This window comes from Hymenobacter persicinus (assembly GCF_004167665.1).
Classification (GTDB): domain Bacteria; phylum Bacteroidota; class Bacteroidia; order Cytophagales; family Hymenobacteraceae; genus Hymenobacter; species Hymenobacter persicinus.
This window is the reverse complement of sequence record NZ_SEWE01000011.1, coordinates 58,575-74,775: the sequence shown is the minus strand read 5'-3', so window position 1 is coordinate 74,775 and position 16,201 is coordinate 58,575. Positions and strand designations below refer to the sequence as shown.

Annotated in this window: 14 protein-coding genes; 8 read left to right on the top strand and 6 right to left on the bottom strand. The window is 61.8% G+C overall.

The genetic code is table 11. The features are described from left to right. Positions 1 to 98 precede the first annotated feature (98 nt). Positions 99 to 3,191, bottom strand: a complete 3,093-nt coding sequence (locus EWM57_RS07435) for an AsmA family protein (RefSeq protein ID WP_129920509.1) — start codon at positions 3,189 to 3,191, stop codon at positions 99 to 101. A gap of 282 nt (positions 3,192 to 3,473) precedes the next feature. On the opposite strand from EWM57_RS07435, the gene EWM57_RS07430 reads away from it, so the two are divergent. Together EWM57_RS07430 and EWM57_RS07425 are read left to right on the top strand one after the other, a co-directional pair. Next, positions 3,474 to 4,523, top strand: coding sequence for a PorP/SprF family type IX secretion system membrane protein (locus EWM57_RS07430; protein ID WP_165370446.1), 1,050 nt, complete (start codon positions 3,474 to 3,476; stop codon positions 4,521 to 4,523). A gap of 68 nt (positions 4,524 to 4,591) precedes the next feature. Next, entirely contained in the window at positions 4,592 to 5,845 is a 1,254-nt protein-coding gene (locus EWM57_RS07425) for an SUMF1/EgtB/PvdO family nonheme iron enzyme (protein WP_207218276.1), read from the top strand. A gap of 61 nt (positions 5,846 to 5,906) precedes the next feature. Here EWM57_RS07425 and EWM57_RS07420 read toward each other — a convergent pair whose 3' ends face one another. Next, the gene (locus EWM57_RS07420) at positions 5,907 to 6,611 is read right to left on the bottom strand and encodes a ComF family protein (RefSeq protein ID WP_129920507.1); all 705 of its coding nucleotides are present in this window, start codon (positions 6,609 to 6,611) and stop codon (positions 5,907 to 5,909) included. 203 nt (positions 6,612 to 6,814) lie between these two features. Between EWM57_RS07420 and EWM57_RS07415 the strand changes: the two genes are divergently transcribed. Genes EWM57_RS07415 through EWM57_RS07405 form a run of 3 tightly spaced genes read left to right on the top strand, consistent with a single transcriptional unit; the run spans position 6,815 to position 8,334 of the window. Further along, a complete protein-coding gene (locus tag EWM57_RS07415) occupies positions 6,815 to 7,192 on the top strand; it encodes a carboxymuconolactone decarboxylase family protein (protein ID WP_129920506.1) in 378 nt (125 codons plus the stop codon). Beyond that, entirely contained in the window at positions 7,189 to 7,557 is a 369-nt protein-coding gene (locus EWM57_RS07410; protein WP_129920505.1) for a hypothetical protein, read from the top strand. Before EWM57_RS07415 ends, EWM57_RS07410 begins: the two co-directional genes overlap by 4 nt. Before the next feature lie 12 nt (positions 7,558 to 7,569). After that, positions 7,570 to 8,334: an exodeoxyribonuclease III gene (locus tag EWM57_RS07405; protein ID WP_129920504.1), complete on the top strand. Its 765-nt coding sequence runs from the start codon at positions 7,570 to 7,572 to the stop codon at positions 8,332 to 8,334. Positions 8,335 to 8,390: 56 nt separating this feature from the next. Here EWM57_RS07405 and EWM57_RS07400 read toward each other — a convergent pair whose 3' ends face one another. Then, on the bottom strand, positions 8,391 to 9,659 hold the full coding sequence (locus tag EWM57_RS07400) for an NAD(P)/FAD-dependent oxidoreductase (protein ID WP_129920503.1): 1,269 nt from the start codon (positions 9,657 to 9,659) through the stop codon (positions 8,391 to 8,393). 224 nt (positions 9,660 to 9,883) lie between these two features. Continuing rightward, positions 9,884 to 10,576: a c-type heme family protein gene (locus EWM57_RS07395; protein WP_129920502.1), complete on the bottom strand. Its 693-nt coding sequence runs from the start codon at positions 10,574 to 10,576 to the stop codon at positions 9,884 to 9,886. 264 nt (positions 10,577 to 10,840) lie between these two features. Here EWM57_RS07395 and prfA point away from each other — a divergent pair, with 264 nt between their 5' ends. From prfA to EWM57_RS07380, 3 genes are all read left to right on the top strand, one after another. Continuing rightward, on the top strand, positions 10,841 to 11,911 hold the full coding sequence (gene prfA, locus EWM57_RS07390) for a peptide chain release factor 1 (RefSeq protein ID WP_129920501.1): 1,071 nt from the start codon (positions 10,841 to 10,843) through the stop codon (positions 11,909 to 11,911). Positions 11,912 to 12,032: 121 nt separating this feature from the next. Beyond that, positions 12,033 to 13,517 (top strand): hypothetical protein, encoded by a 1,485-nt coding sequence (locus tag EWM57_RS07385; RefSeq protein ID WP_129920500.1) that lies wholly within the window; start codon positions 12,033 to 12,035, stop codon positions 13,515 to 13,517. A gap of 2 nt (positions 13,518 to 13,519) precedes the next feature. After that, positions 13,520 to 13,951: a secondary thiamine-phosphate synthase enzyme YjbQ gene (locus EWM57_RS07380; RefSeq protein WP_129920499.1), complete on the top strand. Its 432-nt coding sequence runs from the start codon at positions 13,520 to 13,522 to the stop codon at positions 13,949 to 13,951. Here EWM57_RS07380 and EWM57_RS07375 read toward each other — a convergent pair. Together EWM57_RS07375 and gpmI are read right to left on the bottom strand one after the other, a co-directional pair. Then, on the bottom strand, positions 13,948 to 14,523 hold the full coding sequence (locus EWM57_RS07375) for a hypothetical protein (RefSeq protein ID WP_129920498.1): 576 nt from the start codon (positions 14,521 to 14,523) through the stop codon (positions 13,948 to 13,950). The genes EWM57_RS07380 and EWM57_RS07375 overlap by 4 nt on opposite strands. Next, the gene (gene gpmI / locus EWM57_RS07370) at positions 14,516 to 16,069 is read right to left on the bottom strand and encodes a 2,3-bisphosphoglycerate-independent phosphoglycerate mutase (RefSeq protein WP_129920497.1); all 1,554 of its coding nucleotides are present in this window, start codon (positions 16,067 to 16,069) and stop codon (positions 14,516 to 14,518) included. Before gpmI ends, EWM57_RS07375 begins: the two co-directional genes overlap by 8 nt. Positions 16,070 to 16,201 lie beyond the last annotated feature (132 nt).

Below are 16,201 nucleotides of genomic sequence, written 5' to 3'. Positions count from 1 at the left end.
AGGTGGGAAAACGAAGAGGTGCCGTTTACGGAGAAACGGCACCTCTTCGTTTTGAGCAATTATTCGGCCATTTTCGACCCGATTAGCCCGGTTAAGTTCTATTGTCCGGATTTTGTACTGTCGGTGGGTGTGGGCTCGGGGTCTTTAGCCGGCTCCTTGGCCGGCGTTTTTTTCTTGCCCCCAAACAGGTTGTTCAGGCCCTGAGTGGCCTGGGCCTTGAGCTTGGCCTGAGCTTCGAGGCGACGCTTTTCGAGCTCCAGCTGGGCCTTGCCGGCCAGCTCCTGCTGCTTGCGCTCCAGCTCGTGCTTGAGGCTGTCCTGGGCCACCTGGGTTTTGGCGGCCAGCTTGAGCTTGGCATTATCGACTTGGCTTTGCACCACGCTCGTCACCAGGCTTTTGGCCAGGTCCTTGGCTTGCGATTTCACCCCACCCGTGGTCAGCTTTACCACCGGATTCGTAACTGTGCCGCCAATGTTGAGGCCCAGCGTCACGCGTTCCGTGCCTTTAATATCCTTCACGCCGGTGAGGCGGGTGAGCTGGCTGTTGAGGTTGGTGCCCACTTTGCCGGTCGGCACGTCGAGGGCCGTTACGTAGGCCAGGCCGCCGCTGCTGATGTTGTTGGAGCCGCCCACCGTCATCTTGATCTGACCCACCGTGAGGTCGAAGGGCTTCACGATAAAGTTGCCGTTGATTATTTCGGCTGCCACGTCCTTGTGGTCGACGGCGAAGCTCTTCAGCTCCTGGAACTGGGTCAGGGTGCTGATTTTGTTGAGCACGTCGGAATTGCCCACGGCGGCCCGCACCACCTCAAACAGGCCCTTGCCGGTCAGGGTGCTGTAGTTGGGCATCATGTCGGGGCCCATTTCCCCGCTCACGCTGAAGTTGGTCGAAAACACGCCTTCGAGGTTGTCGGCCAGGGGCACCAGGGTTTTGATGGAGTTGAAGGCCGAGAAGGCGTTCTGGAAGTTCAGGTTCTTGATGTTGAGCCCGAAGTCGAACTTGGGGTGAGCCAGGTTTTTGCTGCTGTAGGAGCCGTTGGTGGCAAAGGCCCCGCCGAGCGTATTAAAAGTCAGGTTGTTAAGCTTGGCCGTTTCGTCGCGCACGGTCACCACGCCCTTCACGTTGTCGAGCTTGAGGTTGTCGTACACCACCTGGCCCACGGTGCTGTTCAGGGTCAGGTCGAAGAACTTGGGAATCTGCAGCACGCCGTCGGCCTTGGTGGCGGCAGCCGGCGCCTTGGTGGCCGCCGTGGCGCCCTTGGTCGGCTTGGCCGATACCTCATCCACCATCCACTCGTTCACGTTGAAGCGCTGGGAGTTCACCGTCAGGTTGCCCCGCAGCGGCTGGCCGGGCGTAAACAGGTAGCCCATGTAGTTGGAGATAGTGCCTGAGGCGGCAATGTCGGAGGAGCCTACGAAGCCGGTCATGTTCTGGAGCACAATCTGGTCGTTGTTGAACGTGGCCGTGGCCCGGGTCACGCGCATACCCTGGGGCAGGTCGGCACTCTTATAAGTTACGTTCTGCGCGTTTACGGTGCCCGAGGCCACCACGCTCTGGTAGCGCCCGGCCTCGATGTCGGCCATCTTGCCCTTGGCGGCCACGTTGCCGTTCAGGCGTCCCGTCACGGTCATGCCCTCGAGCGGGAAGATCTTGGTGATTTTGGTCAGGTCGACCACGCCTTTCACGTTGGCGTCAAACACGGGCTTGTCGATGCTCTGCACGGCCACGCGGCCTTCGAGCGGCTCCCCGTCGAGCAGCATCCGAAACTGCGGGATGTCGATGCGGGTGTCGTTCATCTGGCCCGTGGTGTTGACCACCGTGCCATTCAGAGTCAGGTTTTCGATGGGGGCCGGAAACTGCTTGCTCTTCACGTAGCCATTGGTCAGGTTGAGCTTGGCATTCACGACCGGCATCTGGGTTTTCGAATACGTGCCCTTGCCGGTGGCGTCCACGAACAGCTGCCCGCGCAGCAGCAGATCCTGCACCGGGTACACCTTCATCATCTCGGCCAGGTCCACGTTGGCCTTCACGCGGCCGTCCACCTTCATCGGCGCCAGCCCGTCGATGATGACGTTGCCGTCAATGGGGTTTTTGCCCAGGTCGAGGTGAAATTGCTTCACGTTCACCTTCACGTTGTTGGTGAAGCCCGAAGGGTTATCCACGTTCAGGTCCACGTTGATGTTGCGGGCCGCCTGAGGCAGCTGCGGGTACTGAAACATGCCGTTGGTCACCTTCAGGTTCACGCCGTAGCCGGGAAACTTTAACTCATTCTGCACGCCCTTCAGGTAACCGTCGAAAGCGACCCGGCCATCGGCCTTCACGTCCTTGAACTGCTCGGTATACACGCCCGGCACCAGACTCAGAATCGTTTTGAAGTCGGTTTCCAGGGCTTTGAAGGTCAAATCGTAGGTGATGTCGGTAGCGTTGGGCAAGCCCACGGTGCCCTGAAAAGTGGCCGGAAAGTCGTTCAGCTTCACCTTGTTGTCTTTAAAGGTGAAGAGCATCTTATCCAGGTCCATGGCCATCGTCACGTCGGCGTCCAGCTTTTTGTTACTGATGTAGTCCACGCTGGCGTAGTTCATCGTGAAGCTCTCGGCCGTGGTCTTACTCACCATGTCGAACACGTTCTGGGCAAAGTCGCCGGAGCCGGTGTGGTTCACGCCACTGGCGCGCATGGCAAACGGGATGGTGCGGTCCTCGTAGCGCAGCTTGCCGTTCTTGATTTCCCAGCCCTTGATGGCCAGACTCACCTGGCTCGTGTCCTGCCCCTTCGCGGCCGCGGCGGAGTCCGAAAGCATCACGTCCCAGTTGGCCCGGCCGCTTTTGAGCACCTTCAGGCTCAGGTCGGGCCGGTCGAGCTGAATGGATTTAATCTTGATTTGCTCCCCGCGAATCACGCTCATCAAATCCAGGCCCACCCGAAACGAGGGCAGGTAGGCCAGCGTGTCGCGGGAAAAAGAATCGACGCCAATCACGCGCAGTTCGTCGATGCTCAGTCCCAGGTCGGGAAAGGTGCTAAACAAACTCAGGCCAACCTTATTCGGGTCGTATTCCACCTTGGCCGCCACACGCTGGGCCAGCTGTTTGTCGAGCTGCTGCTTGAGCTTGTCCTTGAACAGAATCGGGGTCAGGGCCGCGGCAGCGACCAGAACCACCAGAAAAATCAGCAGACCTAAAAGGAATTTGCGCATCGTTGAAAAAGGTAAAGCGGAAAGGTTAGCAGCTAACAAGCGGCCGGCCACCCGGGACCGGCTGCCGGGCAAAAGTAGAATAGATATCGGGCCGGGACTAACCCAGCCGCGGCCGGCCCGCCGTCGATACTACTATATTAGATGCTCGAATACATTCGTTGGTTTATAAATAGGGGGGAATTCGGCATTTTAGTTCCGGCCTCCGCCTTCGTCCACGTACCAAACCACCGGGCAGCCGCGTTACTTTCGTACTCTATGCCTCGCTACCAGCCTGACCGTCTTATGCTTCCAGTGCACCGTCCCGGCCGGGGCCGGCGGCGGGGCGCGGTTGTGCTGGCCGCCGGGCTCGGGCTGGCGGCCGGAACGGCGGCGCAGGGGCAGGATTTGTACTTTGCCCAGCCCTACGCCGCGCGCTTGCACACCAACCCGGCCTTCGCCGGCCTGCTCGACGACTACAGCGTCACGCTCAGCTACCGCAACCAGTTTCCGACCCTGGCCGGCACGTTCCAGACCGGGCAGCTGGCCGCCGACTACCGCTTTGCCGACCAGAACAGCGCTGTGGGGCTGCTATTGAGCACCGACCGCAGCGGGGCCATCGGCTACACCCGCCTAGAGGTGGGCGGCATCTACGCCTACCACGCCCGGCTCACCGAGCAGCTTAGCTTGAGCGGGGGCCTGCAGGCCAGCTACGGCAACCAGCGCATCAGTTACGACAACCTTGTCTTCGGCGACCAGCTTTCCGACGACGGGCAGGTAGTGGGCCAGACGGCCGAAACCTTCGGCGACGTGAAGCCCGTGAGCTACCTCACCGTGGGCACCGGCCTGCTGCTCTACAACGACAACTTCTGGGTGGGCGCGGCAGCTCACCACGTCAACCAGCCCGACCTTGGCTTTGCCACCGAGGCCAAGCTGCCGATGCGGCTGAACTTCAACGGGGGCGTGAAATATTTTTTCCTGAAGAAAACCGAAAAGCTGACTTACCGGGAGATAAGTATTTCACCCACCGTGAATTACACCCGGCAGGGCGGGTCGCAGCGGGCTGAAGTGGGGTTGTACGGCACCGTGACCCCCATCACCCTCGGGGCCATTTACCGGGGCGTGCCACTGCCTGGGGCCAGCCGCCCCCAGCAGCTGCTGACGGCCGTGGCCGGGGTCAGCGTAGGGGCATTGCGGCTCGGTTATAGCTACGACATCAGCCTGAGCCAGCTCAGTGCCGATTTGGGGGGCGCTCACGAGGTGTCGCTCAGCATCCGGCAGTTCGATTCGTTGGAAGCGGCGTGGCGGCGGTTAAAACGTCGGAATTACCCGTCAATTCCTTGCCCGGCCTTCTAAATTTGCGTATTATTGCATCCAAATTGCCTTCCTTAAATCATTTTCTCTCAGGTAGTTTCAACTTGATCATGAATTTTTCCAAGTACCTGCGTTTTGCGGTCGTAGGAGCCTGTGCGCTGGCTTCGTGTAAAGGTGGGCCGCCAACGGCTACCAAACCTGGTAAGTACAGCTCGACGACGGGCTTGGAGTACAACACCGAGGACGGCATGCGGGTGGCCGACTACAAAGGCATTCCGGAAGGCCCCGGCCTGATCTTTATTGAAGGTGGTCGTACGGTGCTCGGCTCTCAGGAAGAGGATGTTACGATGACGCACGACAACATCGAGCGCACCGTGACCATCGCCTCGTTCTACATGGACGAAGCCGAAGTGGCCAACATTCACTGGCTCGAATACCTGCACTATGCCCGTAAGGACTCCTCCGAGGAGTTCTACCAGTCGGCCCTGCCCGACACGACGGTGTGGGCCCGGGAGCTGTCGTTCAACGACCCCTACGTGGATTACTACCTGCGTTACCCCGGCTTCCGCTACTTCCCCGTGGTGGGCGTGAGCTGGCTGCAGGCCAACGACTATTGCACCTGGCGGACGGCCAAGGTGAACGAGCGTCTGGCTTCGGAAGGTGACGAAGACGGCGGCAGCACCAAGAAGAAAGGTGGCCTGTTCGGCAAGAAAAACAAGGGCGGCGACGCTGCTGAAGGCACCGAAGGCGACGGCAAAACCAAAATCTCCATCGAAAACGGCAACACGCTGCCCAACTACCGTCTGCCCACCGAGGCGGAGTGGGAGTACGCGGCCCAGGCTCTCATCGGTACCCAGGAGCCTGGCAACGAAAACCAGGAGAACAAGCGCATTTACCCATGGGATGGCCGTCAGGTGCGGAACCCCTACGGCAAAGGCATGGGCACGTTCCTGGCCAACTTCAAGCGCGGCCGCGGTGACTACGCCGGTATTGCCGGTAGCCTGAACGACGGCGCCATGATTACCGAGTACATTTACGCTTACCCGCCGAACGACTACGGCCTGTATAACATGGCTGGCAACGTGAACGAGTGGGTGCAGGACATCTACCGTCCGCTCTCCTTCGAAGACGTGGAAGATCTGAACCCCTTCCGTCGCAACGGCTACCTCGACCCGAGCGAGAAGTACGACAAGAAAGGATACCAGTCCCTCATCGACGACCACGTGCGCGTTTATAAAGGTGGTTCGTGGCGCGACGTAGCGTACTGGCTCTCGCCGGGCACGCGCCGCTTCATGGCCGAAGACTCCGCTACGGCGGCCATCGGCTTCCGCTGCGCCATGATCAACGCCGGCTCGAACAAGTAAGCTGAAGCGTTACGCTTTTGAAAAGCCCGAACTGTCCGCAGTTCGGGCTTTTTCTTTTCAACTAATGCTCGGTGCAGGCAATAGTGGCAATGCTGACTTCCCGGCAGCCGGCGGCCAGCAGCGCAGCAGCGCAGGCTTCGAGCGTGGCCCCGGTGGTCAGCACGTCGTCGACTACCAAGATGCGCTTGCCGACAAGGCTGGCCGGGGCATTGACTTCAAACACGGTGGCCACGTTCAGCCAGCGCTCCGTACGGCTCTTGCGGGTCTGCGAATCAGTGTGCTCGGTGCGGCGTAGGGTGTGGGCACTCCAGGGCACGGCAAGACCCAAGGCCAAGCCTTCGGCAAAGGTGTCGGACTGGTTGAAGCCGCGCTTGGCCAGCTTACGCGGGTGCAGGGGTACGGGCACAATCAGGTCGAAGTCGGCGGCGAGGCCATGGCTGGCTAGTTCAGTGCCATACCAGCGGCCCAGTATCCGCCCGACGTCTTGCTGGCCCTGGTACTTAAGCTGATGGAGCAGGTGCTGAACCCGGCCGTGGCGTAGAAAGCGCAGGTAGCTCAGGGCGTGGCGCACGGGCACCTTGCCCCAGAACCGGCGAGCCAGTGGGTTGTGGGCCTCGGGCAGGGTGTGATAGTCGGTGTAAGGCAGCTGGGCCCGGCAGCCGGTGCAGATGTAGTCTTCGCCCCGGGCCAAGGGCTCAACGCAGGCCAGGCAGGTGCGTGGGAAAATCAGGGCGACGAAGTCGGCCAGGGCATTGGCAATAAACATGGCGGGGCAGCATAAGAAGCATAAGAATCGGGTAACGAGGCGGTAGCAATAGGACCATAGCAGCCCAAACGGGGGCGGGGAATAGGTGGCGCGGAACTTCTGCCTAATTTTAAGGTTTTAACCCGACTTGCCAAGGCCGACCCCATTCCACCGGGCGCCTCGGCCCTTCAACTTTCCGCAATCCATCTTCACCCCTGCTTCCAATGTCCCAGGTTACTGAATTCAACGACTACCGCCAGCGCATGAACGAGAAGATCATGGCGGCCGACAATAAGGTCATCAAGCGCTTCTTCAACCTCGACACCAACACCTACCAGGCCGGCGCCCTCGACGTGAAAACCAAGGAAATGCTGGGTCTGGCCTGCTCCATGGTGCTACGCTGCGACGACTGCATCAAGTACCACCTGGGCAAATGCTTCGAGGAAAAGCTCACCGACGAGGAGATTTACGAGGTCTTTGCCATTGCCAACCTCATCGGCGGCAGCATCGTGATTCCGCACTTCCGCCGGGCCGTGGAGTACTGGGAAATCCTGAAGGAGGAAGCCGTAGCGCCCGCCCCCGAACACCACCACGAGGCATGAGCCCGCTCCACGTCGACGAAACCGAGGCCCAGTTTGAGCACCGGTGGTGGGAGCTGATGAACCAGATGAAGGCCCGCTTCGGCAAAAAGCCCGACCTGAACGCCCTGCTGCTGCTCATTGGGGTGCAGGAGCTGGGCCAGGGTGCGGGGCCCTTCACCAAGGAGCAGAAGCAGGATCTGATGCACATTGCCACCTGCCGCCTGTTCAGCCTCTCGGGCTACTACGCCCTCGACCGGGTGGACGAGGAGGGCTGGCCCCACTACACGCTGGTGCGGCCCGTACCGTTTGCCAACCTCAAGGAGCAGGAACGGATGCTGAAATGGCACATTCTGGAGTACTTCGAGGCTTTTATGAAGGACGAGTAACAAGACAACGCGTTGAAAATCATAACCTACAACGTCAACGGGCTCCGCTCGGCCCTGGGCAAAGGCCTGCTCGACTGGGTGGCCGAAGCCCAGCCCGACGTGCTGTGTCTGCAGGAAATCAAGGCCGGACGGGAGCCGCTAGACGTGTCGGGATTTGAAGCCCTGGGCTACCACGCGTATCTGCACCCAGCCCAGAAGCCCGGCTACAGCGGGGTGGCCACGTTCAGTAAGCTGCTGCCGAAAAACGTGGTGGTGGGCTGCGGCCGGGAGTGCTACGACACCGAGGGCCGGGTGCTGCGCCTCGATTTCGAGGACTTTTCGGTGCTCAACACCTACATGCCCTCGGGCACGAGCGGAGACGAACGGCAGGCATTTAAAGTGGAGTGGCTGCACTTCTTCCGCCAGTACGTGCGCGAGTTGCAGGCCATGCTGCCGGGCCTGCTTATCGGCGGCGACTTCAACTGCTGCCAGCAGGACATTGACCTGCACAACCCCAAGGCCAACCAGAACAGCCCCGGCTTCACGCCCGAGGAGCGGCGCTGGTTTGCTGATTTCCTGGCTGATGGCTACGTCGATGCCTTCCGCCACCACCCCGGCGCCGTTCCGGGTCACTACTCCTGGTGGACCTTCCGGGCCGGGGCCCGGGCCCGCAACGTGGGCTGGCGCCTCGACCACTGGCTGGTCAACGCCGGCCTGCAGCCCCGCATCAGCAGCGCCGGCCACCTGCCCGATGTGGTGCACTCCGACCACTGTCCGGTGTTTGTGGAGTTAATTTAAAAAAGGCGGAGTCCGGAAAAGAGCATCTTCTCCGGACTCCGCCTTTTTTGCAGGTCTTACCGCAACAGGAGCTCCGCTACTTCCCGGCCCGAAGCCATGGCGGCATTCAGCGACGGGTAGGCGGTGTAGTCGCCGCAGCGGAATAGGGCGGGGGCCAGTTGCAGGAGCTGCCGGGCGGGCTGACCGGCCGGGTAGGCGGGCAGGGCGTGGGCAATGTGGTAGGTGCGCAGGTGCTGCCAGTAGGCTGCTTCGGCGCCAAACCAAGCCGTAAGCTCCGCGCGCAGGTGCTCGGTGAGCTGCTCCTCGGTCAGGGCCTGGGTGCCGTGGGTGCTCACGGAAACGAGGGTGCGGCCGGCAGGGGCATAGTCTGGGGCCACGTCGCTGGGAAAGGCCACGTTGTGGGCCAGGCTGCCCGCGCCGGCATTGAGGCGCAGCAGCTTGTCGGCCCGGCCCGGCGACTTATCGGCGGCGAAGTAGGTGCAGGTGGTGCGGCGCCAGGCGGTGGAAATCGGCTGGCGGAAGGTGGGCAGCAGGCGGGCGGCGGCTTCTCCGTCCACGGCTACCACCACAGCGGCAGCGGCCAGGGTCTCGCCGCTTTGCAGGCGCACGCTTTGGCCATCAATGGAGTCTACTCGGGTGTTCAGGCGCACCGTACCGGCGGGCAGGCGGGCAGCCAGCTGCTCCGGAATCTGCTGCATGCCCCGGGCGGGCACGGCGGCTTCGCCCTGCACAAACTGCTGAAACACGAATTCGAAGAAGTTGCTAGCGGTGGTCAGGTCGCGGTCCAGGAACACGCCCCCGAAAAACGGGCGGAAAAACCGGTTGATGATCCGCTCACTCCAGCCGTAGCTACGCAAAAAGCTCAGCGTGTCGGTGGAAGGCTTGGCCAGCAGCTCGGCGCTGGTGTGCCGCTGCACGTGCTGCACGAAGCTTAGAATCCGCAGCTTGTCGGGTAGCGTGCCGATGGGCGCAGTGAGGGCGGTAAAAGCAGCCAGGGGCTGCTGCAAGGGGTTTTGCAGAGTGGTTTCGCGGCCGTTTTCCAACCGAATTACAGCTCCCGATTTAAAGGCCCGCAGACCCAGCGCGCCGTAGTCGAGCAGGCGCTGCACCTCGGGGTACTTGGTCAGCAGCACCTGAAAGCCCCGGTCGAGGCGAAAGCCTTCAGGCGTCACGTCGGTCCGGACCCGACCGCCGACGGCGTCATCGGCTTCGAGCACCAGCACCGGTCGGCCGGCGCGGTGCAGGTAGTTGGCGCAGGTGAGGCCCGCCATGCCGGCCCCGATAATAATGATGGGTGAAGCTGAGGTAGAGTCGGGTGCAGTCATGCTAGGCAAACCGCAAACCCGGCCCCAGGGTTACGCCCGCCCCGGTTGCCCGTGTACTTCCGAAGTCCGGCCGAGGGGCACGCAGGACCACGCCCGGAGCTCCAAGGTGGTCGGTTGGGGTTCGGAACTTCTCCGTCCGGCTTCCGAACCCCACTCGACCACCTCCGAGGACCAACGGGTACCTTCGGAGGATATCTGCCGAGGTTCTGAAGTGGTCGGAGAAGCTAAAACAGGGGCTTGCGCGGCTTCATCACCTTGCGCGTTTTCATGGTGTAGAGTTCCGCCACGCCGTCGCGCTGCAGGCGGACCTGCCACACGCCCATGGCCTGCCCGAGCTGGTAGCCGGTGGCCTGGTCGGCGGGGTAGCTGTGGCGAATCAGGGCGTAGTCGGCGGCAGAAACGTCTTTGCCTATTTGGCCGTGGCAGCGCAGGCACTGGGCGTCGTTGAGCGTGATAGGGCGCTGATACACGAAGGTTTCAGCCGTGGCGCGACTCACCAGCCGGGCCGTGGCCGTGTCAGGCACCAGGGCCGCGGCCGGCAGTTGGGCCTGGTTGCGCGGATTGCGCGGGCGCCCACTTAGCCGGCGCGGCGTAGCCTTGAAGATGCGGGCCAGGGAGTCGGTGGCGGCGTAGGCTTCGGGCTGACAGTAAGAGAGGGCCGCGGCCACGCCGCCAACCTGGAGCCGGTCGGCAAGCTGTCGGCGCAGGGCCCGGTCGGCCGATTCGGTGAGCGAGTCGCCGGCCCAACGGGCAGCCCGGAGCAGGTCGGCGGGCAGAATGCGCTTCACCGTCATGTTTTCGAGGTCGGTGGCAATCTGCTTGCCGTTTTTGATGTGCTCAATCTGGTCGGGACGGCAGCCCGTGAGCAGCAAACTCAGCACCGCCACGGCCCGGGTGGCTTGAATAACAACGGACATAGGCAGCGAAGAAAAGGCACCCGACCCAGGCTGGGCCGAGCAGGAAAAAGACCAGGAACGACTAGGCGCAAAGATAAACCCGCCGCCCGCCCCGAGGTTACCGGCCCGGCAGATACTGTTTCCGCGCGGCGAAGTCAGGGGGTGGTAGGTCTGGCAAGCTTTCCGGCGCCGTGAGCGCAGCCGCCCGCAGTGCGAACAACGCGCCCGATTTGTGGCGGTAGATTTCCGTATCTTTACAGTCCAATACAACTCTCTGAAGGCAAGATGCTAGATAAACTGGAGGCCATTCGCCAGCGCTACGAAGACGTCAACGAACAGCTGATGCAGCCTGAGGCTATGAGCGACATGAAGCGCTACAAGTCTCTGAACAAGGAATATAAGGACCTGGGCAAGATCGTAACCGAGTACCGCAACTACCAGCAGGTGCTGTCCAACATCGAGGGCGCCCGCGAAGTCATTGCGACCGAGAAAGACGAAGACTTCCGTCAGATGGCTAAAGAGGAGCTCGAAACCCTGCTGCCCGAGCAGGAGCGCCTCGAGGAGGTTATCAAGGAACTGCTCATTCCCAAAGACCCGAACGACTCCAAGGATATCATCATGGAAATCCGGGCCGGGGCCGGCGGCGACGAAGCCGCCATCTTCGCCGGCGACCTGCAGCGCATGTACATGCGCTTTGCCGAGCGCATGGGCTGGAAAATGGAACTCGTGGACGCTACCGAGGGTACCTCGGGCGGCTACAAAGAAATTATCTTGGCCGTAAAGGGCGAGGACGTGTACGGCAAGCTCAAGTTTGAAAGCGGCGTACACCGCGTGCAGCGCGTGCCGGCCACCGAAACCCAGGGCCGCATTCACACCTCCGTGGCGTCCATCGTGGTGATGCCTGAGGCCGAGGAACTCGACGTGCAGATTGACATGAACGAGGTGCGCAAAGACCTGTTTATGTCGTCGGGACCCGGCGGGCAGTCGGTCAACACGACGTACTCGGCCGTGCGCCTGACCCACCTGCCCACCGGCATCGTGGCCCAGTGCCAGGACCAGAAGTCCCAGCTCAAGAACTTCGATAAGGCCCTGCAGGTACTCCGCTCCCGCCTGTATGAAATCGAGCTGGCTAAAAAGAACGAGGCTGAAGGCGCCCAGCGCAAGAGCATGATTGGCGGCGGCGACCGGTCGGACAAAATCCGCACCTACAACTACCCCCAGGGCCGCGTGACGGACCACCGCATCGGCTACACGGTCTACAACCTGGCCAGCGTGATGGAGGGCAACATCGACGACTTCGTGGAGCAGCTGCGCATCGCCGAAAGCGCCGAGCGTCTGCAGGAAGGCGTTTCGTAATCTTTTGGTTTAGGGTGATTGGTTTTTGGTAGTTGGTCGTTAGCTGGAGCAGAACATACTTTCTGTAGTCAATAGCCGACGAGCCAGCCAAAAACCAAAAACCAGCAACTATAAACCAGCTATGCGCTACCTGCTTCCCCTGCTGCTCGTTTGCTCGTGCCTGCTCACGCTGCCGGGCTGCGAGCCCAAGGAAAACCTGCTGACCACCGATTCCAGCGCCAAGCTGGAGTTTTCGACCGATACGGTGATGTTCGACACGGTTTTCACCCAGGTGGGCACCATCACCAAACGGCTGTGGGTCTATAACCGCAACCGCCGGGCCGTGAACGTGGAGCAGATTACGCTGGCCAACCCCGGCGGCTCCCCGTACGCCCTGGTCATCAACGGCGACGCGGGCCCCGCGGCCAACAACGTCGAAATCCGGGGGAAAGACAGCCTGCAGGTGCTGATTCGGGCCACGCTCGGGCCCGCCCAGCAGGCCGAAGACAAACCCTTTCTGGTGGAAGACCAGCTCCGGTTTCGCACCAACGGTAACGACCAGGCCGTGCGGCTGATTTCCTACGGCCGCAACGCCTACTTCCACCGCAACGAGATTCTGCCCTGCATCACGGAGTGGAAAAATGACAAGCCCCACGTCATCTTCGGGGCCGTGCTGGTCCGGCCGGGCTGCATCCTGACCATGCTGCCCGGCACGCGGGTGTACTCGCACGCCGGGGCGGCCATCATCGTGAAGGGCACGCTGCGGGTAAACCCCGACTTTCAGCCCACCACCGAGCTCAAGGCCGATGACCGCAACCTCGTGCGCTTCGCCGGCGACCGGCTCGAACCTTTCTACAATGAGATACCCGGGCAGTGGGCCGGCATTCAGTTCGACTCCACCAGCCGCAACAACGTGGTGCGCTACGCCGAAATCAAGAATGCCTCGTTTGGATTGCTCGTCTACAATCCTGGCAACCAGCTGCCCCGCCCCGCGGTGACAGTCGAAAACACGGTTATCAAGAACATTTCCGGGGCCACGCTCTCCTTTGCCAACGGCGGGCAGGGCTTCGATGGGGCCGGCATCTTCAGCTTCAGCGGCGACTTTGTGCTGCGCAACTGCCTGCTGACTAACTGCGGGGAATATGCCATCCGCGGCATCGGCGGCGGGCAGTACGACCTGAATTTCTGCACTGTAGCCAACTACACGCCCGCCTTCCGGCGCGAAACGGCCTCGCTGGCCTTTACCAGCAAGGCCGCCCGGGCCAAGGTGGCCAACCCGATTCAAACCAGCATCTCGATTCAGAACTCCATCGTCTGGGGCTCAATAGAGGACGAGCTAGCCTTCGAGAACACCGGCACGGCGTTTCCGGTCAGCGTCACGAACAGCATCGTGCGCACCAAGCTCTACCGCACCCTGCTCAGCGTCAACGACAACCTGATCAACGTGGCGCCCAAGTTCAAGCGGGCTCCCGACGGGGGCTTTTCCGATAAGCTCGACTACAGCCTCGACACGTTGTCACCAGCCAGCAACCGCCCCGCCCGCGGCGCCCGCCTCGACTACGACCTGCGCCACGTGCAGCGTGGCCCGGCCCCGGACCTGGGCGCTTACGAGCGGAAAAACCCGTAGCCATGCGCTGGATTCAGAAACGCCTGCGCCTGCCGGCCGTGAGCCGCGGCTTCCACCTCATCACCGATTTGCTGGTGGCCGAGCTGCCCGAACTCGAGCAGTTGCGGGTGGGCACCGCCCACTTTTTCATTCAGCACACCTCGGCCAGCCTAAGCATCAACGAAAACGCGGACCCCACCGTGCGCCACGATTTCGAGCAGTTCTTCAACCGCGCTGTGCCCGAAAGTGCGCCCTACTTCCGCCACACCCAGGAAGGCCCCGACGACATGCCAGCCCACCTCAAGGCAGCCATGCTGGGCACCTCCGTTACCATCCCAATTACCAACGGGGAGCTGGCCCTGGGCACCTGGCAAGGAATCTATCTGGGGGAGCACCGCAACCACGGCGGCCGGCGCTGGGTGGTCGTCACGCTGCTGGGCGAAGAGCGGGGCTAGAGCACCCGCACGGCCGCGGAGTAGCGCAGCGTGTCGAACAAGACCAGCTTCTGCACGCCCTGCACCTTGTAGGCGCTCAGCTGGCCATTTTGGTAGTGTAGCGTCAGAACCTTGCGCGAAAAAAACAGCGGGTTGTCCTGGGTGAGAATGGCTTCGATGGTGCCGGCCCGGGTGTCGGTTTCACGCACCTGCAACTGGTCCACGTTGTTTTCCGCGCCCGGCTTGCGGCGGTACTGCCGCACCATGTCTACCGTATCGGCCGCCGCGGAGCCACCCAGTACTTCGTAGGTACCCCGCAAAGCTGGCTTGTTGATGTCGGCCTGGTAGAAAATCTGCAGCTCCTTGCCCCAGTCTACCTGCCCGACCCGGGTGGTTTCGACCCGGCCATCCCGCAGCGAAACCTGTTTTTCCACGGCGGGCCGGCGTTGGGTGAGCAGGGCAGTCTGCTGGTCGAGAAAGCCTTTCAGGTCAAAATACAGAGGCTTGCGCGCATCCTGACTGGCGCGCGCAACGTCGTTGTCAGGCCCGCAGGCGGCCAGCAGCAGCAGGGGAGCCAGCCAGCTGCTACGCATTCGTCGGGTTTTGCACCGTATCGGCGTGCAGCAGTGACTGGCCGGTCATGTCGGCGGGCTGGGCAATGCCCATTAGCTCGAGCACGGTAGGCGCAATGTCGCCGAGCTTACCGTTGGCCAGGGAGCCGTGGTAGTCGTTGTCGGCCAAGATGCAGGGCACCAGATTAGTGGTATGGGCCGTGTTGGGCGTGCCGTCGGGGTTCAGCATCACCTCCGCGTTGCCGTGGTCGGCAATGATGATGCAGGCGTAGTCGTTGGCCAGGGCGGTTTCCACTACGTCGCGGGCGCAGGCGTCGGTCGTTTCCACGGCTTTTACCACGGCCTCAAACACGCCGGTATGGCCCACCATGTCTGGGTTGGCGAAGTTGAGCACGATGAAGTCGGCCGAGCGGGCCTGCAGCTCCGGCACCAGGGCGTCGCGCAGGTCGTAGGCACTCATCTCGGGCTGCAGGTCGTAGGTGGCTACCTTGGGCGAGGCGCGCATGATGCGGCTTTCGCCGGCAAACTCGGTTTCCTGCCCGCCGCTGAAGAAGAACGTGACGTGGGGGTACTTCTCGGTTTCGGCAATCCGAATCTGGCTTTTGCCGTGCGCCGCCAGGACCTCCCCGAGCGTGTTGCCGAGGTTGTCCTTGTCGAAGATGGGCGTGACGCCCACGAAGGTGGCGTCGTAGTTGGTCATCGTCAGGTAGTGCAGGTTCAGCCGGTGCATCTGGAAGGCGTGAAAATCCTGCTGGGTCAGCGCCTGCGTGATTTCCCGGCCCCGGTCGGTGCGGAAGTTGAAGCAGATAACCACGTCGCCTTCCTGAATGGTGGCCAGCGGTTGCCCGTCGGCCCCGACTTTCACAATCGGCTTCAGAAACTCATCCGTCACGCCCTCCTTATAGGAGTCGAGCATGCTCTGAATCAGGTTCTGCGAGGGCGTGCCCTTGGCATTCACGAGCAGGTCGTAGGCCACCTTCACCCGTTCCCAGCGGTTGTCGCGGTCCATGGCGTAGTAGCGGCCCACGATGGAGGCAATCTTGGCGCCGTTGCGCTCCAGGTGCTGCTCCAGGTCGTTGACGTAGTTCACGCCGCCCTTCGGGTCGGTGTCGCGGCCGTCGGTGAAGGCGTGAATGAAGACCTTGTGCACGTCGGCATCGTGGGCCAGGGTGCAGAGGGCCTTGAGGTGGTCGATGTGGGAGTGCACGCCGCCGTCGGAAAGCAGGCCGATGAAGTGCAGGTTTTTGCCGGTGGTGCGGGCGTAGTCAAACGCCTTTTCCAGGGCTGGCACCGACCCCAGCTTCCGCTCCCGGATAGCCTTGTTGATGCGCACCAGATCCTGGTACACCACCCGGCCGGCCCCGATGTTCATATGGCCGACTTCGGAGTTGCCCATCTGCCCATCGGGTAGACCCACGGCTTCGCCCGAGGCCTGCAGCTTGCTGTGGGGAAAGCGTTGGAACAGGGAATCGACAAAGGGAGTTTGGGCTTTATCGACGGCTGATACCTCCTTGTTCTGCGCTAGGCCCCAGCCGTCCAGAATCACCAACAATACCTGTTTGTTCATAGCTGCAAAGATAGGGGCAAGGCCCGGAACGTCCGCATTAAGTTAGTTTGTGTTCATTTACGTTAATTTCCCCCCCAAGCGGTTCGGCCGTGGGCATCTTTTATGCGTATGGCCCTCTTGGCATAGTTTTAG